Source organism: Diaphorobacter sp. C33 (assembly GCF_030503915.1).
Taxonomy (GTDB): domain Bacteria; phylum Pseudomonadota; class Gammaproteobacteria; order Burkholderiales; family Burkholderiaceae_C; genus Diaphorobacter; species Diaphorobacter nitroreducens.
In genome coordinates, this window is the sequence record NZ_CP129980.1 from 2511101 (window position 1) to 2530857 (window position 19757).

Genomic DNA, 19757 nt, shown 5'->3' on the forward strand with positions numbered 1-19757 from the left:
TGCGGAGTGCCTCGGCGCAGCCACAAGCCCCAGGCGGGGTTACAGTGTGATAGCTGCCATCCATTGTCCATGAACCTGCTTCGCGCCTGCCTGCTCTTGTGGCTTCTCGTCGGCAAACTGGCCTGGGCCGGTGGCGCCCCTGCGGTGCTGGACGATCACCGCAAGGGCCTATCGCTGGGAAGCACCGGCCAGCTTTTGTGGCTCGTGGACGACCTGGGCACCCTCACCATCGACGATGTGCGCGCAGCGGCTACCGATGCGCGCTTCGGCCCGCCCCCCCGCATGCCGCTGCGCGGGGCCACACCGGCCTACCACTGGTTCAAAGTGGTCCTGGAGCAGCGCGCGGCCAGCGGCGACTGGGTGCTGGCCACCCAGACCACGTCTTTGCAGGACGTGCGGTTCTACGGCCCGTTCGATGCGTCGGGTACGGCGCTTGCGCCGCCAGTGCACACGGGCCTGGCGCAGCCCTTCGCCACGCGGCCCCTGGGCAGCGAGCGCTACCTCACGCGCCTGCAGCCCCCGGGCCCGGGCACCTACACGGTCTACGCCCGGCTGTACAGCGAGACGGCGCCGTCCTTCGACCTGTCCGTCTGGGACACGGCCGAATACCTGCAATGGCGCCAGCACAAGCGGCTGTTCGACGGCATCTGCTACGGCATCCTGATCGCACTGCTGGTCTACAACCTCACGCTCGTGGGCATCTTTCGGGACACCACGTACACCTTCTACGTCGGCCAGTGCATCTTCGCGCTGTTGACGCTGGCCACCTTCAACGGCCACACGGCCCATTACCTGTGGGGCGACGCGCCGTGGTGGCAGGAGCGCAGCTATTTCGTATTGCCCAGCCTGTGGCTGTTCTTCGGCGCGCTGTTCACGCGCAGTTTCCTGGACACCCGGCAGACGCCCTTGATGGACGGAGTGCTGGTGGCAATCGGCCTGCTGGCGGCGCTCACCGCCGTGCTCGGCGGGCTCGGCCAATTTGCCATCGCCCAGACGCAGAACGAACTGCTGGCCAGCGCCGGCATCGCGGCCGCGTCGCTCGCGGCCATTCTGGTGCTGCGCCGAGGCTTCACGCCCGCGCGCTGGTACCTGGGCGCGCAGGCGCTGCTGTTCGTCACGGTGGCCGGCGTGGTGCTGAGCAACTGGAAGGTGATCGACGCGCCCTTCATGCTGGCCAACGGCCTGCAGATCGGCGTGGCGGCCGAGATGGTGGTGTTCGCCGTTGCGTTGAGCACCCGCATCGACAGCCTGAACGCCTCCCAGATCGCCCTGCGGCTGCGCGCGGACCATCTGGCCAAGGCCGCGACCACCGACCCTCTCACGGGCCTGACCAACCGCATGGGGCTGACCCAGGGCGCAACGCAACTGCTGTCGGAAGGGGGCACGCACGCCCTGCTGCTGCTCGACCTGGACCGCTTCAAACCCATCAACGACACCTATGGCCATGACGCCGGCGACGAGGTGCTGCGCGCCGTTGCCACACGGCTGCAGACGCACACGCGGTCCGGCGACATCGTGGCCCGGCTGGGCGGTGACGAGTTCGTGGTCATGCTGGCCCACGCGCCCGCGGGCGACGACCTGACGGCGCTGGTCAAGCATCTGGAGCTGGCTATCTGCCAGCCGGTGTACTTCCAGCACCAGGAACTGTGCGTGGGCGTCAGCACGGGCGTTGCGCACAGCCCGCAGGACGGCCCCACGCTGACGGAGCTGATGCGCTGCGCCGACCAGCGCATGTACCAGGCCAAGCAGGCGCACAAGGACGCGGCGCAGCACCCGGCAGCGCCGGCTCTGCCGTTGGCCTGACGCCGGGTGGCCGCTCAGCCCTTGCGCTTGGTGAGCACCGCCACGGCCACGCGCGACTGCGGCTTGCGGCCCAGGAAGTCGCTGATGTAGGCACCGGCGTCGATCAGCTGGTCCAGATCGATACCGGTCTCGATGCCCATGCCGTGCAGCATGTAGACCACATCCTCGGTGGCCACGTTACCCGTGGCGCCCTTCGCATAGGGACAGCCGCCCAGGCCGGCCACGGACGTGTCGAACTGCCACACGCCCAGCTCCAGCGCCGCCAGCGTGTTGGCCAGCGCCTGGCCGTAGGTGTCGTGAAAGTGGCCGGACACGTCGTTCAGGTCGTAGTGCTTGAGCGTTGCCTCGATGGCGCGTTGCACCTTGCGCGGCGTACCCACGCCAATGGTGTCGGCCACGCCGATGTGCTGCACGCCGATGCCCTTCATGAGCCCGGCCAGGTATTCCACGCGCTCCGGCGCGATCTCGCCTTCGTACGGGCAGCCCACGGTGCAGCTCATCGCGCCACGCACATACACGCCTGCGGCGCGCGCGGCCTCGACCACGGGGGCGAAGCGCTCGATGCTCTCGGCAATGCTGCAGTTGATGTTCTTCTGGCTGAAGGCCTCGCTGGCGGCGCCGAAGACCACGATCTCGTCGGGCTTGTCGAGCACGGCCGCCTCCCAGCCTTTCAGGTTGGGCGTCAGTACTGAATAACGCACGCCGGGCACGCGTGTAATGCCTTGCATGACCTCGTGGTTGTCGGCCATCTGCGGCACCCACTTCGGAGAAACGTAGCTGGTGACCTCGACTTCCTTGAGGCCCGCCTGCTGCAGGCGGTGTACCAATTCGATCTTGACGGCCGCCGGCACCGGCTGCTTCTCATTTTGCAGCCCGTCGCGCGGGCCCACGTCCACAAGCTTGACGCGGGAGGGGATGTTCGGGTTCATCGATGGGTGTCCTTGGGTGAGGGATTCGTCAGTAGCCGCGTCCGGCATCCACCACGCCGGCCACGGCCTCGCCGCGCGCCAGCGCCGCGATCTTGCCGGCGATCTGGGCAATGCTCTCGTCGCGCAGCGTGCGTGCCGAAGTGTGGGGTGTGAGGGTGATCTTGGGATGTCCCCAGAAGGGATGCCCGGCAGGCAACGGCTCGGTGCGGAACACGTCCAGCGTGGCGCCCGCCACATGGCCGGCGTCGATCAGCGCGAGCAGGTCCTCCTCGACCAGGTGCGCACCACGCGCCACATTGATCACGTAGGCGCCGGGCAGGAGGCGGGCCAGCGTGTCGCGGTTCATGATGCCTTGCGTCTCGGGCGTGAGCGGGAGCAGATTGACCAGCACGCGGGTAGCGGCCAGGAACTCGTTAAAGCCCTCCTGCCCACTGAAACAGCGCACGCCCGCCATCTGCTTCGGACTGCGGCTCCAGCCGAGCACGGGAAAGTCGAACTGCGCCACCGCGCGCGCCACGCGCTCGCCCAGTACGCCCAGGCCCATCACGCCCACAGGAAAGTCCTGGCGCAGGCGCGGCTTGCGGTAGCTCCACTGGCCCGCCTGCATGGCGGCCTCGTACTGGTCAAACTCGCGGAAATGCCGGATCAGCGCGTGGCACACGTATTCGGCCATCTGCACGGCCATGCCGGCGTCATCCAGACGCACGACGCGCACAGAGGGTGGCAGGCGTAGCTTGAGCAGCGCATCCACCCCCGCACCGATGTTGAACAACGCCCGCAAGGCGGGCTGTTCGTCGATGAACTGCTGGGGCGGTGCCCAGACCACGGCGTAATCCGCCTGGGGGGCTCCGGGCTGCCAGACGGTAATGTCGGCCCCCGGCAGGGCGGCGGCCAGCCCCTGCAGCCAGGGTTCGGCCTTGGTATCGGTACAGCAAAAGGTGATCTTCATGGCCAACGAGCGTACCGCGGCTGGGCAAGCCCCCGCCGTCACTCGGCGGAAAGCCGCAGCAGTTCTGCGCCTTCGGCCACCTGGTCGCCTGGCGCGTAGAGCAGCTCCTGCACCACGCCATCGGCGGGGGCGGCGATGGTGTGCTCCATCTTCATGGCCTCCATCACCGCCAGGGGCTGGCCCTTGGTCACCTTGTCGCCGGCCTGCACGGCAAACGACACCACCTTGCCCGGCATGGGCGCGGTGAGACGCCCGCCCTCGCTGGCGGCTTCGCCCGCATGGGCCAGCAGGTCCAATGCCTCGATGCGCGTGGCGCCACGGGGGGTGAAGATGTGGTCGGTCTCGCCCTGGGCATAGACCGTTGCGCAGGTGCGCTGGCCGGCGTATTGCAGGTCCAGGCCGCCCGCCCAGGGCGTGAAAGCCAGCGGACCCTGCGCGGCTCCCTCGCCTTCTCCCACGGTCAGTTGGTAGCCGCCATCGCGTTCATAGGTCAGCCAGGCCTTGGCATGTGCGCCATTGAAGTCGAACTCGAAACGCCGGCGGCACGCTACCAGCGAACGCCAGCCGTCGCGGCGGCTGAACGGATTGGCGCCTTCCTGCGCCTGCTCACGCTGCAACTGGCTAGCCACGGCGGCTGCCGCGGCCAAAGGAAGGCCTACGCGCTCCTGGCCGAACAACACGGCCTCTTCGCGCGGGATCAGCGCGGTGTCCAGCCGCGCCTGGGCGAACGAATCGCTCTTCACCACATGGCGCAGGAACTGCACGTTGGTCGCCAGGCCCACGATGTGGGTCTGCGCCAGCGCATCGTCCAGCCGCGCCAGGGCCTGCGCGCGCGTGTCGCCGTGCACGATGAGCTTGGCGATCATGCTGTCGTAGAAGGGGCTGATGGCGTCGCCCTCGCGCACGCCGTCATCCACGCGCACGCTGCCCCGTTCGAAGCTGGTGCATGCCGGCTTGCGGTACACGTGCAGCTGGCCAGTGGCTGGCAGGAAGTTGTTGTCAGGGTTCTCGGCGCAGATGCGCGCCTCGATGGCGTGGCCGATGATCTTCAGCTCGTCCTGGCGCTTGGGCAAAGGCTGCCCGCTGGCCACGCACAGCTGCCACTCCACCAGGTCTTCGCCGGTGATGGCCTCGGTCACGGGGTGCTCCACCTGCAGGCGGGTGTTCATCTCCATGAAGTAGAACTTCATCTGCTCGGGCGCGTCGTAGCCGCCGGGCTGTTCCACGATGAACTCCACTGTGCCCGCGCCCACGTAGCCCACGGCCTTGGCGGCTGCCACGGCAGCCTCGCCCATCTGGCGGCGCAGGGCCTCGGTCATGCCGGGGGCGGGGGCTTCTTCCAGCACCTTCTGGTGGCGGCGCTGCACAGAGCAATCGCGCTCGAACAGATAGACGCAGTTGCCCTGCGTGTCGCCGAACACCTGGATCTCGATGTGGCGCGGGCGCAGCACGTACTTCTCCACCAGCACGGCATCATCGCCAAAGCTGTTGATGGCCTCGCGCTGGCAGCTGGCCAGCGCTGCGGCAAAGTCCTCGCTCTTTTCCACCAGGCGCATGCCCTTGCCGCCGCCACCGGCGCTGGCCTTGATGAGCACGGGGTAGCCGATACGGTCGGCCTCGCGCTGCAGCAGTTGCGGGTCCTGGTCCTTGCCGTGGTAGCCAGGCACGAGCGGCACGCCCGCCTTCTCCATCAGCTGCTTGGACTCGGCCTTCAAACCCATGTCCTTGATGGCCGAAGGCGGCGGGCCGATGAACACCAGCCCCGCATTGGCACAGGCGTGGGCGAAGTCTTCGTTCTCGCTCAGGAAGCCGTAGCCTGGGTGGATGGCCTGCGCACCCGTGGCCTGGGCGGCCTCGATGATGCGCTCCCAGCGCAGGTAGCTGTCCTTGGGGGCGCTGCCGCCGATATGCACGGCCTCGTCGCAGGCGGCCACGTGCTTGGCCTGGGCATCGGCGTCGGAGTACACGGCCACGGTCTTCACGCCCATGCGGCGGGCGGTTGCGGCCACACGGCAGGCGATCTCACCCCGGTTTGCAATCAGGATTTTTTGGAACATTCAGGCCACCTTGGCGGAATCGGAAAAGAAAGAGGAAATGCGCCGCAGCACGGCGCGCAGGAACTTGAACAGCACCACCAGAAGCAGCGCCGACAGCGCCAGCATCACCGCCAGCGCAATGCCGAAGGCCAGCGGGTACTGCGTGGCCAGCCAGACCACGCCGACGACCAGGCCGTCCTCAAAGAACGACAGGCCCCAGTTGGAAAATGGCTCGGGCGAGGTGTTGGCCGCCGCCCGCGTGGTCATCTTGGTGGCCAGCGCCGTGGCCGAGAGGGAGCCGCCCAGCAGCCCCGCGGCCAGCGCCATGGTGGCGTTGTCGGCACCGAACACGCCGGCGGCCAGCAGCGCGCCGGCGGGCACGCGGATGAAGGCGTGGATGGCATCCCAGGCGCTGTCGAACCAGGGCACCTTGTCGGCGAAGAACTCCACCAGCAGCATGAAGCCGCTGGCCATCAGCACCAGCGGGTGCTGCAGCAGCGCCAGCCCCGGCGGCAGAGGCAGCCAGCCGGCCAAGCCCATCATGCCCACCAGGAACACCACGGCGTACAGCCGAAAGCCGCTGGCCCAGCCCAATGCGGCGGCCAGCGCCAGCAGCGCGGGCATGTCCAGCTGCTGCGTGGCGCGCGCAGCCCCTTCGGCCACCGCCTGGGCGGTACCCGCATCGACATGCAGCCCCACGCTGTGGAGCCACTGCACGATCTGGAGCCAGAGCGCGTCCATGGCGGATCAGCCCAGCCAGGAGGGCTTGCGCTTTTGCAGGAACGACTGCACGCCCTCGCGGCCCTCGCTGCTCGCGCGGATGTCGGCAATGCCCTCCACGGTGGCGGCGATGAGTGCGGCGTCGATCTCGCGCCCGGCCACATCGCGCACCAACGTCTTGCAGGCGCGCACGGCGTTCGGGCTCGCGGCCGTCAGTGCCTTGAGCAGCTCGTCCACCTGGGCGTCGAGTTGCTCTGCGCCGACCACTTGGTGCACGAAACCGATGCGCAAGGCCTCGGCCGCGCTGAAGCGTTCCGCGGTGAGGAAGTAGCGGTGCGCGGCGCGCGCGCCCATGGCGCGGATCACGTAGGGGCTGATGGTGGCGGGGATCAGGCCGATCTTCACCTCGGACAGGCAAAAGCCCGCGGTATCGACCGCCACCGCCATGTCGCAGGCCGCGACCAGCCCCATGCCGCCGGCGTACACGTCACCCTGCACGCGCGCCACGGTGGGCTTGGGGCATTCGTAGATCACGCGCAGCATCTCGGCCAGCTTGGCGGCGTCGGCAAGGTTCTCTTGCCGCGTGTAGTCGGCCATGCGGCGCATCCAGTTCAGATTGGCACCCGCGCAGAAGGCCGGCCCCTCGGCGGCCAGCACCACGGCGCGCACGTCCGCGCGTCCCCCGACTTCCGTGAAGGCCGCGGTGATCTCTGCGATCACTTCGTCGCTGAAAGCATTGCGGATTTCGGGCTGCGTCAGCGTGATGCGCGCCACCGCGCCCGACTGGGTGATGGAAAGGTTCTGGCTCATGGCGTATCCGGGTTCTGCAGGAAGTAGACAAGGTCGAGCGACGGGCACGGCTGGCCCAGCGCGGTGAGTGCCGCCGTGATCTGTCCGCGGTGGTGCGTGCCGTGGTTGAACACATGCGCCAGCGTGGCGGCAAACGGCAGCACGGCGGGCGTGCCGCGCATGGTGGTGTAAGACAGCGCACCCTCCCAGCGCGCTGGCGCAAAGCCGGCGATCAGCGGCTCCCAGCGCGCGGCGCCTTCCTGCAGCCGCTCGGCCAGGCGCGCGCGATCGCTCTCCACCTCGGCATCCAGCGCCATACGGGGCGACGCGCCTTCGGCAAAGCGCGCGAACCACAGCAGGTGCTCGCCCACCAGCAGATGGTTGAGCGTGCCATGGATGCTGCGAAAGAACAGGCCCATGTCGCGCCGGTAGTCCGCCTCGGGCAGCACCTGCACGGCTGCCAGCAGGCGCGCCGTGGCCCACACGTTGTAGCGCGCGAGCAGGCTGAAATGGGTGACGGCATCCATGGACCGCGCCTTACATGCGGAACACGCCGAACTTCATGTCTTCGATCGGCGCGTGGCGCGAAGCCGCCAGCGCCAGCGCCAGCACGCGGCGCGTGTCGGCGGGGTCAATGATGCCGTCGTCCCACAGGCGGGCGGTGGCGTAGTAGGGGTGGCCCTGCTCCTCGTACTGGCGGCGGATGGGCGTCTTGAAGGCCTCTTCTTCCTCCATGCTCCAGCTGCCGCCCTTGCCCTCGATGCCGTCGCGCTTGACGGTGGCCAGCACGCTGGCGGCCTGCTCGCCGCCCATCACGCTGATGCGCGCGTTGGGCCACATCCACAGGAAGCGCGGCGAGTACGCGCGGCCGCACATGCCGTAGTTGCCCGCGCCGAAGCTGCCGCCGATGATCACCGTGAACTTGGGCACGTTGGCCGTGGCCACCGCCGTGACCATCTTGGCGCCGTGGCGGGCGATGCCCTCGTTCTCGTACTTGCGCCCGACCATGAAGCCGGTGATGTTCTGCAGGAAGACGAGCGGAATCTTGCGCTGGCAGCACAGCTCGATGAAGTGCGCACCCTTCTGCGCGCTCTCGCTGAACAGGATGCCGTTGTTGGCCACGATGCCCACGGCCATGCCCTCGATGCGCGCGAAGCCGCACACCAGGGTGTTGCCGTAGCGCGCCTTGAACTCGTCGAACGCACTGCCGTCCACGATGCGGGCGATGATCTCGCGCACGTCGAAGGGCTTGCGCGTGTCCACGGGGATCACGCCATACAGCTCTTCTGCTGCATATTTAGGAGCTACTGGCGCTTGATCTGCGGACGCTACAGGCTGATTTCTATTCAAATTCTTGACGGCCCCGCGCGCCAGCGAGAGCGCATGCAGGTCATTCTGTGCCAGGTGGTCGGCCACGCCGGACAGGCGCGTGTGCACGTCGCCGCCGCCCAGGTCTTCGCTGCTGACGACCTCGCCCGTGGCGGCCTTCACCAGCGGCGGGCCGCCCAGGAAGATGGTGCCCTGGTTCTTGACGATGATGGTCTCGTCGCTCATGGCCGGCACGTAGGCGCCGCCGGCCGTGCACGAACCCATGACCACGGCGATCTGCGCCAGGCCCTGCGCGCTCATGTTGGCCTGGTTGTAGAAGATGCGGCCGAAGTGGTCGCGGTCGGGGAAGACCTCGTCCTGGTTGGGCAGGTTGGCGCCGCCCGAGTCCACCAGGTAGATGCACGGCAGGCAGTTCTGCTGCGCGATCTCTTGCGCGCGCAGGTGCTTCTTCACCGTCATGGGGTAATAGGTGCCGCCCTTCACCGTGGCGTCGTTGCACACGATCATGCAGGCGATGCCGGCCACGCTGCCGATGCCCGCGATCAGGCCCGCGCCGGGCGCGTCGTTGCCGTACATGTTGAGGGCCGCCAGCGGGGCGATCTCCAGGAACGGCGTGCCGGGGTCCAGCAGCATCTCCACGCGCTCGCGCGGCAGCAGCTTGCCGCGCGCCACATGCTTGGCGCGGGCGGCCTCGCCGCCGCCCTGGGACACGCGCTCGATCTGGGCGCGCAGGTCCTCCACCACGGCGCGCATCGCGGCGGCATTGGCCTGAAAGTCGGCCGAGCGCGGGTTGAGTTGGGATTCAAGAATCATGGCGGTGGCTCGTTTCAAGCGGTTTTGTCTTCGGCAAGGCCCAGCTCGTCTTTCATGACGTCGCGGATCTTGAACTTCTGGATCTTGCCCGTCACCGTCATCGGGAAGCTGGTAACGAAGCGGATGTAGCGCGGCACCTTGTAGTGCGCGATCTGGCCCTTGCAGAAGGCACGGATGTCGTCCTCGCTGGGGCGCGTGCCGGGCTTGGCGATGATCCAGGCGCACAGCTCCTCGCCGAAGCGCTGGTCGGGCACGCCCACCACCTGCACGTCCTGCACCATGGGGTGGCGGTAGAGGAATTCCTCGATCTCGCGCGGGTACACGTTCTCGCCGCCGCGGATCACCATGTCCTTGATGCGGCCGACGATGTTCACGTAGCCCTCGTCGTCCATGGTGGCCAGGTCGCCCGTGTGCATCCAGCCGCCTTCGTCGATCGCCTCGCGGGTCTTGGCCTCATCGCCCCAGTAGCCGTGCATGACGGAGTAGCCCTGGGTGCACAGTTCGCCGCGCTCGCCGCGCGGCACCACGGCGCCGGTCTCGGGGTCGATGATCTTCACCTCCAGGTGCGGCTGCACGCGGCCCACGGTGGACACGCGCTTGGCCAGCGGCGTTTCGGCGTCGCTCTGGCAGCTCACGGGGCTGGTCTCGGTCATGCCATAGGCGATGGTGATCTCCGACAGGTGCATGTCGCCCACCACGCGCTTCATCACCTCGATCGGGCACGGGCTGCCGGCCATGATGCCGGTACGCAGGGTGCGCAGGTCGAACTCGGCAAAGCGCGGGTGGTCCAGCTCGGCAATGAACATGGTGGGCACGCCGTGCAGGCCGGTGCAGCGCTCGGCCTGCACGGTCTCCAGCACGGTCAGGGCGTCGAAGCCGTCGTTGGGGTACACGATGGTGCTGCCATGCGTGAGGCAGGCCAGGTTGCCCAGCACCATGCCGAAGCAGTGGTACAGCGGCACGGGAATGCACAGCCGGTCCTCGGGCGTGAGGCGCATGCACTCGCCGATGAAGAAACCGTTGTTCAGGATGTTGCGGTGCGTGAGCGTGGCGCCCTTCGGGAACCCGGTGGTGCCGCTGGTGAACTGGATGTTGATGGGGTCGGTGTTGTGCAGTTGGGCGGCAATGGCGTCGATGCGCGCGTCCTGCGCGTCGCCCCGCGCCATCAGCGTGGAAAACCGCAGCATGCCCGGCTGTTCGTCGCCTTGGCCCGCCACGCCTGAGCCGGCCGCGTCGATCCACACCACCGTGCGCAGCGTGGGCAGGCGCGCGGCCTGCAGTGCGCCGGGCTGGGACGCGGCCAATTCGGGTGCCAGCTCGCGCAGCATGCCCAGATAGTCGCTGGTCTTGAACTGCGGCATGGCCACCAGCGCCTTGCAGCCGACCTTGTTCAGCGCGTACTCCACCTCGGCCGTGCGGTAAGCCGGGTTGATGTTCACCAGGATCAGGCCCACCTGCGCCGTGGCCAGTTGCATCAGCACCCATTCGGCGTTGTTGTGCGACCAGATTCCGATGCGGTCGCCCTTGGCGAGCCCCAGGCCCAGCAGCGCGCTGGCCAGTTGGCGGGCCGCCTGGTGCAGCTCGGCGTAGGTGTAGCGCAGGCCCTGGTGGCGACTGACCAGTGCCTCGTGCGTGGGCTGGCGCTGCGCCATGCCGGCGAAGAAGTCGCCCAGCGTCTGCTCGATGAGGGGGGTGGCGGCACTGCCACGCGCATGGCTCAACGCGGCCGATGGGGTGGATGCGGGTTCCATGGGCTTGTCTCCTGGTCGGGGTGGGCCAGCGCCCGCGCGGGGCCCGGCAACAGGCTGCACAGCATACGCCGCACCCCCGCACGCGCGGTGACCGAGATGGGTCAGAAAGGTTGCAAATTGCGCCACAGAGTTGCAGACTCCACGCATGCCCGACCATCCTGACCCTGCGCCGCCACCGCCCGCACCCACCGCACTCCTCGCTACACCCACGGCCGCCACGCCCATGGCGTTTGTGCAGGCCATCGTGCAGGCCTACGCAGCGCGCGGAATGGACGCGGCGCAGGTGCTGGCGCTGGCACAAATCCCGCCAGAGCAGGTTGGCAACTCTGCGGGCCGCATCACGGCGCAGCAGATGGAGGTGCTGTCCGCCGCTGCGATGCGCGAGCTGGACGACGAAGCCCTGGGCTGGTTCTCCCGCCGCCTGCCCTGGGGCAGCTACGGCCTGCTGGCGCGCGCCTCGCTGAGTGCACCCACACTGGGCCTGGCGCTGGCGCGCTGGTGCCGCCACCACGCGCTGCTGACGGACGACATCACGCTGCACCTACACGCCGAGGGCCAGCAGGCCACGCTCACCATCGCCGAGCAGCGCGACCTGGGCACGCTGCGCGAGTTCTGCCTGGTTTCCACGCTGCGCAACGCGCTCGGGCTGGCCAGCTGGTTCATCGACTCGCGCCTGCCGGTGCTGGCGGCCGAGTTCCCCTTCGCGCCACCGCCCCATGCGCAGGCCTATGGCGTGCTCTTCAGCGGCCCGACGCGCTTTCAGGCACCGCGCGCGGCGGTGCATTTCGATGCGCGCTACCTCGCGCTGCCGATCACGCGCGACGAGGCGGCCATGCGCCAGATGCTGCAGCACGCGCTGCCCCTCACCGTGCGCCAGTACCGCCGCGACCGGCTGCTGGTGCAGCGCGTGCGCCAGGTGCTGGCCGCCCTGCCCGACGCGACCCACAGCGCACACACGCTGGCCGAGCAGCTGCACGTCTCGGCGCGCACGCTGCACCGCCAGCTCAAGGAGGAAGGCGCGTCGCTGCAGTCGCTGAAAGACGAGGTGCGCCGCAGCCGCGCGATCGAGCTGCTGCACCGCAGCGACCGCCCCATCAAGCAGGTGGCGCAGGCCACGGGCTTTGCCAGCGAGAAGAGCTTCATCCGCGCGTTTCGCGGCTGGACAGGCCAGTCGCCCGCGGAGTTCCGCCGCGGCGCGCGCTCCGTTGCGGTATAGACGCTCATTTATTAGTAGCTGCTAGCGCTTACCCAGCAAGCGCTAGAGCCCAATTTGGCTTAAACCGCAACCCGCATGGCCTGCAGCAGCGCAGGCAGTTCTGCCATATCGGCCATGACCTGCACGGCGCCAGCGGCGCGCAGCGCCTCGGCAGAGCCATGGCCCACGGGCGACGGGCTGTAGCCCAGCACCGTGGCGCCCGCGGCCACGCCGGCCGTGACGCCCGTCACCGTGTCTTCCACCACCAGGCAGCGCAGGGGCGGCACGCCCACGGCTGCGGCCGCTGCCAGGTACACGTCGGGTGCAGGCTTGGTGGCGGGCATCTCGTGGCCGCTGAAAACGCGTCCCGCGAACAGCGGCGCCAGGCCCACCTGCGCCAGTTGCATCTCCACCTTCTGCCGGTCGGCGCCGGAGGCACAGGCGATGCGCCCCTGCAGCAGCCCGTGCACGGCGCGCACGGCTTGGGGCGCGTTGGGGATGGCTACCAACTCGGCCTGCAGGCGTGCGTTGCGGCGCGCGTAGAACTCGGCCATCCACACGTCGGTGAGCGGGCGGCCCGTCTCGGCCTCGATGCGCGCAGCCTCGCTGCGCACGGTCTTGCCGATGAACAGGCGCATGCACTCCTCGGGCGCCAGCAGCCAGCCGGCTTCATTGAGCATCTCGCACAGCACGCCGTTGGTAATGGGCTCGCTGTCCACCAGCACGCCGTCGCAATCGAACAATATCGCTTCAAATGTCATAGGTCAGCATGATCGCAGGCGCGGGCTGCCCGGCCTCGTACAGGGTGGCCGCGCACTGCGCGTCGTAGCTCACCACGCGGTCGCGGCCCAGCTGTTTGGCGCGGTACAGCGCGGCGTCTGCCTGCTGGAACAGGGGCTGGGCCGCGTCCACGCCGGCGCGCGTTTCGGTGCCTGCGGACACGACGTCGGCCGGACGCAGGTGGGCCAGGCCCATGCTTGCGGTGACGGTGAATCCGCCCGGGTTGGCGCGGTGCTCCAGCGACAGGGCGCGCAGCACCTCCTGCAGGCGGTGCGCCACGGCCAGGGCGGCATCGGCGTCCGCGCCCGGCAGCAGCACGGCGAATTCCTCGCCTCCATAGCGCGCCAGCAGGTCACCCGGCCGCCCCAAGGCCGACGCCAGCGCCGACGCTACGCGCTGCAGGCAGAGGTCGCCCGCCACGTGGCCGTAATAGTCGTTGTAGGCCTTGAAATGGTCCACGTCGATCATCAGCAGCGCCAGCGACGAACCCTCGCGCAGCGCCTGGCTCCAGGCGCGCGCCACGGCCTCGTCCAGCGCCAGGCGGTTGGCCACCTGGGTGAGCGGGTCCATGCGAACCTGCGACTCCAGCGCGTTGCGGTAACGCGCGAGTTCGTCCTCGGTGTGCTTGCGGTCGGTGATGTCCTGCACGGTGCCGGTCATGAGCAGCGGCTCGCCGTCGCCGGCGGAGTCGCCGTACTCGCCCCACACCTCGATCCAGCGCACCTGGCCGTCGCCGTTGCGTTGGATGCGGTACTGGGTGCGCAGCGGAATGCGCTCGCTCATGGCACGGCCGTGGATCTCCAGGGTCTGCGCGCGCTCGTCGGGGTGCAGCATCCCCACCCACTGGCGCAGCGTCATGCGCCCGTCGGATGGCAGGCCGAAGATGGCGCTGGCCATGCGCGACATGATGAATGCCTCGCTCTGCCCCTCATAGACGAAGTAGCCCACCGAGGCCGCCTTCTGCGCATTGTCCAGCCAGCGCAGGTTGCGCTCCAGCTCCGCCTTCAACGCCCGTTCGCGCCGCCAGGCCCGCCCCTGCCACAGCACCACGACGCAGCCCAGCGACAGCAGCCCCAGGCTGACGAACAGGCTCAGGGCCAGCCATTCGCGCCGCTGGGCAGCGGTGAAGGCGTCGGCCACGTCCACCTTGGACACCAGCAGCCAGGGCGAGTCCGGCACCGCGCTGGCCACCGCCAGCACCGGCTGGTTGCGATAGTCGCTGCCGTAGAAGGCGCCCCGCACGCCCGCGACGGCCAGCACCATGGGATCACGGCTGCCCGGCTCCGCCGGAAGGCGCAGCGCCAGTGGTTCATCGCTGCGATGGCGCAAGGGGCTGAGGAACAAGGCCGTGTCCTCCTGCCGCTCCACCAGCACCGATTCGGCGGTGCGGCTGCTGGTGGGCCAGGTCTCCAGCAATGGGTAGAGCGTGGTGCGCGCATCCATCACCAGCCAGATGGCCCCCAGCGACGCGGTTCCGTCGTACAGCGGCGCCAGCAATCCGAAGAACGGAAAGGCGAAGGCCGGGTCGCGGCGCAGCTCGACAACGCCGGGCTCGGCCCGCGCCAGCGCGCCCTCCAGCGCGCGCATCTCGGGTGGCTGCAGCGTGCCCGTGGCCGGCCCGCCGGCATCCAGGATCAGCCGGCCCTGCGGATCGACGAAATAGGCAGCGGTATAGCGCACATGCTCGACCAGGATGCGCAACCGCTCACGCACCGCCTGTTCGGCGTCAGGCGCCGCCGTTGCGCGCCAGCGGGCCACGGCCTGTGCCAGAAGGCGGTCGTCGGTGAGTGCCGCCGCCTCCTGCAAGCGCCGGCGCCGCCAGTCCGTCACCCCCCGCACCTGCATGTGGTTCACGGCCTGCAGGCCGCCTTCGATCTGATGGCGGTAGCGTTGCTCACGCGCCTGGTAGATGGCATGCACCCCCCAGCCAATCGCCGCAAACAGCAGGGCGACAAGCAACCCGAGCGCCCACCACGCGCGGGCAGGCGCCGGTAGGCGGAGCGAGGCCACAGGCGAAGTCATGGGTGAAAACGGCGCGGGTTGAACCCGCAGGGGACGATAGGAATAGCCAATGTGCCCCTACTATGTCACAGTCTGTAGCATTTGAGCACCGGGGCCACAGGCCCCATCCCTGATGGTGTAGCCCATGCCTGCGCAGCCTCCCGCTTCCCTCACCCGCCGTGCCTGCCTGGCCCAGGCCCTCGCGCTGTGCGCCGCGCCGGCCGCCGCACAGGTCTCACCGCGTGCCGCGGAACGCTCCGTGGTGATCAACCTCTCCCTGGAGCCCGACAGCCTGGACCCCACCATGGCCGCTGCCGCCGCCGTGGGCGAGGTGACGCACTACAACGTGCTGGAGGGGCTGACGCAGATCACGGAAAACGGCGCGGTACAGCCGCTGCTGGCCGAGTCCTGGAACGCCGACCCGAACGGCCTCGCGTGCACCTTCCGGCTGCGCCAGGGGGTGCGCTTTCACGACGGCAGCGCGCTCAACGCGGCGGCCGTGCGTTTCAGCTTCGAGCGTGCCGTCGCGCCCGGCTCCACCAACAAGTCCCGCAAGGCGCTCTTCGACAATATCGCCACGGTGGTCACGCCCGATGCGCACACCGTCACGCTCACGCTGCACCACCCCGATCCGCACCTGCTCTTCCGCCTGGGCGAGGGGCCGGCCGTGATCCTGCACCCGGACACGGCCGCACAGGCGGCCAGCGCCCCGGTGGGCACGGGCCCCTACCGCGTACAGCGCTGGGAGCGCGGCCAGCACATCACGCTGGTCAAGGCCGAGTCCCACCGCCACGCGGCCCAGGTACGCATGGAACGCGCCGTGTACCGCTTCCTGCACGACCTGGAGGCGCAGGACAACGCCCTGCGCGCGGGTGAGATCGACGTGCTGTTCAACTTCGCCACGCAGACGGTGCGGCGCTTTCAGGACAACAGCCATTACCAGGTGTTGATCGGGGCCTCCGGCGGCAAGGGGATGCTGGCGTTGAACCATCGCAGCAAACCCCTGGACGACGTGCGCGTGCGCCGCGCCATCACCCACGCCATCGACCGCGAGGGCTTTATCCGCACCGCGCTGGATGGGCGCGGCGTGGTGATCGGCAGCCACTTCAGTCCCACGGACGCGGGTTATGTGCACCTGGCCAGCCTGCACCCCTACGACCCCACCCGCGCACGCGCCCTGCTGAAACAGGCTGGGGTGCAGACGCCGCTGCGGCTGGAACTGGCCCTGCCGCCCGCACCGTACGCACACGTGGGCGGGCCATTGATCGCCCGCGACCTGGCCCAGGTGGGCATCGAGGCCAACATCCAGCAGCTGAGCTGGCAGCAGTGGCTGCAGGGCCCGTTCAAGGGCCAGTTCGACATGACCCTCATCAATCATGTGGAGCCGCTGGACTACCGCATCTACACCGATCCGGGCTACTACTTCGGCTACGACAGCCCGGCCTTTCGCGCCCTGGTGGAGCGCCACGCCAGCGCCACCAACGCGCGCGAGCGCCAGATGCTGTTCTCCCAGATGCAGCGGCATCTGGCGCAGGACGCCGTCAACGCCTGGATCTTCGCGCCGCAAATCGGCACCGTGGTGCGCAAGGGGTTGCGCGGCACGTGGATGAACTACCCCATCTTTGTGCACAACGTCGCCGGCATGTGGTGGGAATGACGGCTGAATTACTACAAATTTAATAGCTTCTCGCGCTCACCAGCAAAGGCCTTTGGCGCGACAACACCAGGACCGCAGCCTGGTGTCACTTCAGGTCGCCGTCCACGTAATACCAGCGCCCCTGCTCGCGCACGAAGCGGCTGCGTTCATGCAGGCGAACGCCACGTCCGCCCACGCGGTAGCGGGCGACGAACTCGACCTCGGCGCTGTGCTCGCCGGTCTGCGCGCCGGCGCGCACCTCCAGGCCCAGCCACTTGGCACCGGGTTCGAAGTCGAGTTGCGCCGGGCGGGTGCTGGCGTGCCAGGTGGCCAACAAATAGGCGGCGTTCTCGCGCACGAAGGCGCTGTAGCGCGAGCGCATGAGCGCCTCGGCGCTGGGCGCGGGCTCGGCGTCGAACTGCTCCACGTAGCGGCCGCAGCAGTCGGCATAGGCCAGGGGCCGGCGCCGGTGGGTGGCGCCGCAGGGGCAGATCGGCAAGGTCATGCGGCGATTATTGAACGTAGACTGCCCCCCTCACGTTGCAGATGGGGAGCCTTGCATGTGGTCTATGGGTGTTCCGTGGTGGGAATTCGTGCTGCGCGGCGTGGTGGTGTATGTCTTTTTGCTGGTGTTTCTGCGCCTGACGGGCAAGCGCCAGACGGGGCAGTACGCACCGTTCGATCTGGTGTTGCTCCTGATCCTCTCGAACGCGGTGCAGAACTCAATGAACGCGGGTGACAACTCGCTCATCGGCGGGCTGATCTCGGCCTCCACATTGATCCTGTGCCATGTGGCGCTGGCGCAGCTCACGTTCCGCATGCGGTGGCTGGAACGCCTGATCGACGGCCACGCGCAGGTGGTCGTGCAGGACGGACAGGTGGACGAGGCGCTGTTGCGGCGCGAGCTGATCTCTCCCAGCGACCTGGCTGCCGCGCTGCGCATGGGCGGCTGCCTGCACACCCACGAGGTGGAGCGCGCCACGCTGGAGACCAACGGCACCATCACCGTGGTGCTCAAGAAGCGCTGACGCTTTTACATCAAAATGGCCTGTCGCGCCCGTCTGGCGGGCGCGAGCAGCTATTCAATCAATAGCACCATCACGCCAGCGCACGCTGGATGATGATCTTCTGCACGTCGCTCGTGCCTTCGTAGATCTGGCACACGCGCACGTCGCGGTAGATGCGCTCCACCGGGAAGTCGTTCACCACACCATAGCCGCCCAGTGTCTGGATGGCGGCACTGCACACGCGCTCGGCCATCTCGCTGGCGAAGAGCTTGGCCATGGCAGCTTCCTTCAGGCAGGGGCGCCCCGCATCGCGCAGCGCGGCGGCGTGCCAGATGAGCTGGCGCGCGGCCTCGATCTGCGTGGCGCAGTCGGCCAGGCGAAATCCCACGGCCTGGTGGTTGAAGATGGGCTGGCCGAAGCTTTCGCGCTCTTTCGAGTACGCCAGCGCCGCATCAAACGCGCTGCGTGCCATGCCCACGCTTTGCGCGGCGATACCGATGCGGCCACCTTCGAGCGCGCCCAGCGCGATCTTGTAGCCCTCGCCCTCCGCTCCAATGAGGTTCTCGGCCGGGATGCGGCAGTGGTCGAAGTTGATCTGCGCCGTGTCGCTGCTGTGCTGGCCCAGCTTGTCCTCCAGGCGCGCGACCACGTAGCCGGGCGTATTCGTGGGCACCAGGAACGCGCTCATGCCTTTCTTGCCCGCACCCTTGTCGGTCACGGCAATCACGATGGCCACATGCCCGTTCTTGCCACTGGTGATGAACTGCTTGACGCCGTTGATGACGTACTCGTTGCCTTCTTTGACGGCCGTCGTGCGCAAGGCCGAAGCGTCGGAGCCCACATGCGGCTCGGTCAGGCAGAACGCGCCCAGCATCTCGCCGCGCGCCAGGGGCGTGAGCCAGTCGCGCTGCTGCTGCGCGTTGCCGTAGCGCATGAGGATGGCGTTGACCGGGCAGTTGGTCACGCTGATCGCGGTGCTCGTGCCACCGTCGCCGGCGGCGATTTCTTCCAGCACCAGGGCCAGCGTCAGGTAGTCCAGGCCCGCACCGCCCAGATCCTCGGGCACGCAGATGCCGTAAGCGCCCAGTGCGGCCAGGCCCTGGTGCGCCTCGCGTGGAAAGTGGTGTTCCTTGTCCCAGCGCGCGGCATTCGGCCACAGCTCCTGCTGGGCGAAGTCGCGCACGGCGTCGCGGATCATTTCCTGGTCTTGGGTCAGCAGCATCGTGTCTCCGTAGGGTTCAGTGGTTCTTGAAGTGGCGCGTTGCGCGGGCTTACCAGTGCGTGGCGCGCCGGCCGTCGTGGTGCAGCAGGCGTGCGCGGTCCGCGGGTGTGACCTGCGCCAGCACCGCGCGCATGCCGCGTACGCTGTCGGCCACGGTGAGCGGAGCGGCCTCGCCGCCCATGTCGGTCTGCACCCAGCCGGGGTCGATGGTGACGAGCGTCGCGGCCGGGTAATCGTGCTGCGCCGCTGCCACGGCCATGTTCAGCGCTGCCTTGCTGGTGCGGTACAGCCAAGCGTTGCTGTCCGGCACGCCGCCGATCAGCGACATGGACGAGGACACGAAGGCAAACACGCCGCCCGCGGCCTCCACCAGCGGCGCCACCTGCGGAATGACCTGCATGGCGCCCAGCACGTTGGTGTGCATGACGGCGTCGAAGTCCTCGCGCGTGGGCGGGGTGCGCGCACCGGGGCGGCGCATCACGCCTGCGACATACAACGCCAGGTCGGGCTTTTCGCCGTCCAGCATCCAGGCCAGTCCGCTTACGCTGGCGGGCTGGGCCACGTCCACGGTGAGGGCCTGCGCGCCGAGCGCCTGCACGCGCGCGCGGCCGGCTTCGTCACGCACCGTGGCCAGCACGCGCCAGCCGTCGGCCGCGTACTGGCGCACCAGCTCCAGACCGATGCCGCGCGACGCTCCAATCACCAGGACTGTGGACATAAGTGATAAGCCAAATAGGCCTCCAGCGCTTATTCAGCAAGCGCTAGCAGCTATTAAAAAAAGAGCGCCACTGCGTGTG

At 68.5% G+C, this 19757-nt stretch carries 17 protein-coding genes; 4 read left to right on the top strand and 13 right to left on the bottom strand.

Features of this window, described 5'->3' with window-relative positions; translation table 11 throughout:
• Window positions 1-69: 69 nt before the first annotated feature.
• Entirely contained in the window at window positions 70-1803 is a 1734-nt protein-coding gene (locus tag QY917_RS11845; RefSeq protein ID WP_123676841.1) for a diguanylate cyclase, read from the top strand.
• 14 nt (window positions 1804-1817) lie between these two features.
• Here the strand turns inward: QY917_RS11845 and QY917_RS11850 are convergent, their stop codons facing one another.
• The 8 genes from QY917_RS11850 to QY917_RS11885 are packed head-to-tail and all read right to left on the bottom strand — an operon-like array spanning window position 1818 to window position 11119.
• Window positions 1818-2732: a hydroxymethylglutaryl-CoA lyase gene (locus QY917_RS11850; RefSeq protein WP_103738664.1), complete on the bottom strand. Its 915-nt coding sequence runs from the start codon at window positions 2730-2732 to the stop codon at window positions 1818-1820.
• 28 nt (window positions 2733-2760) lie between these two features.
• Window positions 2761-3681, bottom strand: coding sequence for a glyoxylate/hydroxypyruvate reductase A (locus tag QY917_RS11855; RefSeq protein WP_015914313.1), 921 nt, complete (start codon window positions 3679-3681; stop codon window positions 2761-2763).
• Window positions 3682-3719: 38 nt separating this feature from the next.
• Complete coding sequence (locus QY917_RS11860; protein WP_123676842.1) at window positions 3720-5738, bottom strand: acetyl/propionyl/methylcrotonyl-CoA carboxylase subunit alpha; 2019 nt, start codon at window positions 5736-5738, stop codon at window positions 3720-3722.
• Complete coding sequence (locus QY917_RS11865; RefSeq protein ID WP_015914315.1) at window positions 5739-6458, bottom strand: DUF4126 domain-containing protein; 720 nt, start codon at window positions 6456-6458, stop codon at window positions 5739-5741. It lies immediately after the preceding gene.
• A gap of 6 nt (window positions 6459-6464) precedes the next feature.
• On the bottom strand, window positions 6465-7247 hold the full coding sequence (locus QY917_RS11870; RefSeq protein ID WP_011806852.1) for an enoyl-CoA hydratase/isomerase family protein: 783 nt from the start codon (window positions 7245-7247) through the stop codon (window positions 6465-6467).
• Window positions 7244-7753 (bottom strand): DinB family protein, encoded by a 510-nt coding sequence (locus QY917_RS11875; protein ID WP_123676843.1) that lies wholly within the window; start codon window positions 7751-7753, stop codon window positions 7244-7246. Before QY917_RS11875 ends, QY917_RS11870 begins: the two co-directional genes overlap by 4 nt.
• A gap of 10 nt (window positions 7754-7763) precedes the next feature.
• The gene (locus tag QY917_RS11880) at window positions 7764-9368 is read right to left on the bottom strand and encodes a carboxyl transferase domain-containing protein (RefSeq protein ID WP_123676844.1); all 1605 of its coding nucleotides are present in this window, start codon (window positions 9366-9368) and stop codon (window positions 7764-7766) included.
• Between the two features lie 14 nt (window positions 9369-9382).
• Complete coding sequence (locus QY917_RS11885; protein ID WP_123676845.1) at window positions 9383-11119, bottom strand: AMP-binding protein; 1737 nt, start codon at window positions 11117-11119, stop codon at window positions 9383-9385.
• Between the two features lie 145 nt (window positions 11120-11264).
• Here QY917_RS11885 and QY917_RS11890 point away from each other — a divergent pair, with 145 nt between their 5' ends.
• Entirely contained in the window at window positions 11265-12335 is a 1071-nt protein-coding gene (locus tag QY917_RS11890; RefSeq protein ID WP_123676846.1) for an AraC family transcriptional regulator, read from the top strand.
• Window positions 12336-12394: 59 nt separating this feature from the next.
• Here the strand turns inward: QY917_RS11890 and QY917_RS11895 are convergent, their stop codons facing one another.
• Together QY917_RS11895 and QY917_RS11900 are read right to left on the bottom strand one after the other, a co-directional pair.
• Window positions 12395-13075, bottom strand: coding sequence for an HAD family phosphatase (locus tag QY917_RS11895; protein ID WP_123676847.1), 681 nt, complete (start codon window positions 13073-13075; stop codon window positions 12395-12397).
• The gene (locus QY917_RS11900) at window positions 13065-15116 is read right to left on the bottom strand and encodes a diguanylate cyclase (RefSeq protein ID WP_123676848.1); all 2052 of its coding nucleotides are present in this window, start codon (window positions 15114-15116) and stop codon (window positions 13065-13067) included. The genes QY917_RS11895 and QY917_RS11900 overlap by 11 nt, the downstream gene beginning before the upstream one ends.
• Before the next feature lie 124 nt (window positions 15117-15240).
• On the opposite strand from QY917_RS11900, the gene QY917_RS11905 reads away from it, so the two are divergent.
• Window positions 15241-16752 (top strand): ABC transporter substrate-binding protein, encoded by a 1512-nt coding sequence (locus QY917_RS11905; protein WP_123676849.1) that lies wholly within the window; start codon window positions 15241-15243, stop codon window positions 16750-16752.
• Between the two features lie 85 nt (window positions 16753-16837).
• On the opposite strand, the gene QY917_RS11910 is transcribed toward QY917_RS11905, so the two are convergent.
• The gene (locus tag QY917_RS11910; protein WP_123676850.1) at window positions 16838-17236 is read right to left on the bottom strand and encodes a YchJ family protein; all 399 of its coding nucleotides are present in this window, start codon (window positions 17234-17236) and stop codon (window positions 16838-16840) included.
• 55 nt (window positions 17237-17291) lie between these two features.
• Between QY917_RS11910 and QY917_RS11915 the strand changes: the two genes are divergently transcribed.
• Window positions 17292-17759: a DUF421 domain-containing protein gene (locus tag QY917_RS11915; RefSeq protein ID WP_015914325.1), complete on the top strand. Its 468-nt coding sequence runs from the start codon at window positions 17292-17294 to the stop codon at window positions 17757-17759.
• Between the two features lie 70 nt (window positions 17760-17829).
• Here the strand turns inward: QY917_RS11915 and QY917_RS11920 are convergent, their stop codons facing one another.
• Together QY917_RS11920 and QY917_RS11925 are read right to left on the bottom strand one after the other, a co-directional pair.
• Complete coding sequence (locus QY917_RS11920; RefSeq protein ID WP_015914326.1) at window positions 17830-18960, bottom strand: acyl-CoA dehydrogenase family protein; 1131 nt, start codon at window positions 18958-18960, stop codon at window positions 17830-17832.
• Between the two features lie 49 nt (window positions 18961-19009).
• Entirely contained in the window at window positions 19010-19678 is a 669-nt protein-coding gene (locus QY917_RS11925; protein WP_015914327.1) for an SDR family oxidoreductase, read from the bottom strand.
• Window positions 19679-19757 lie beyond the last annotated feature (79 nt).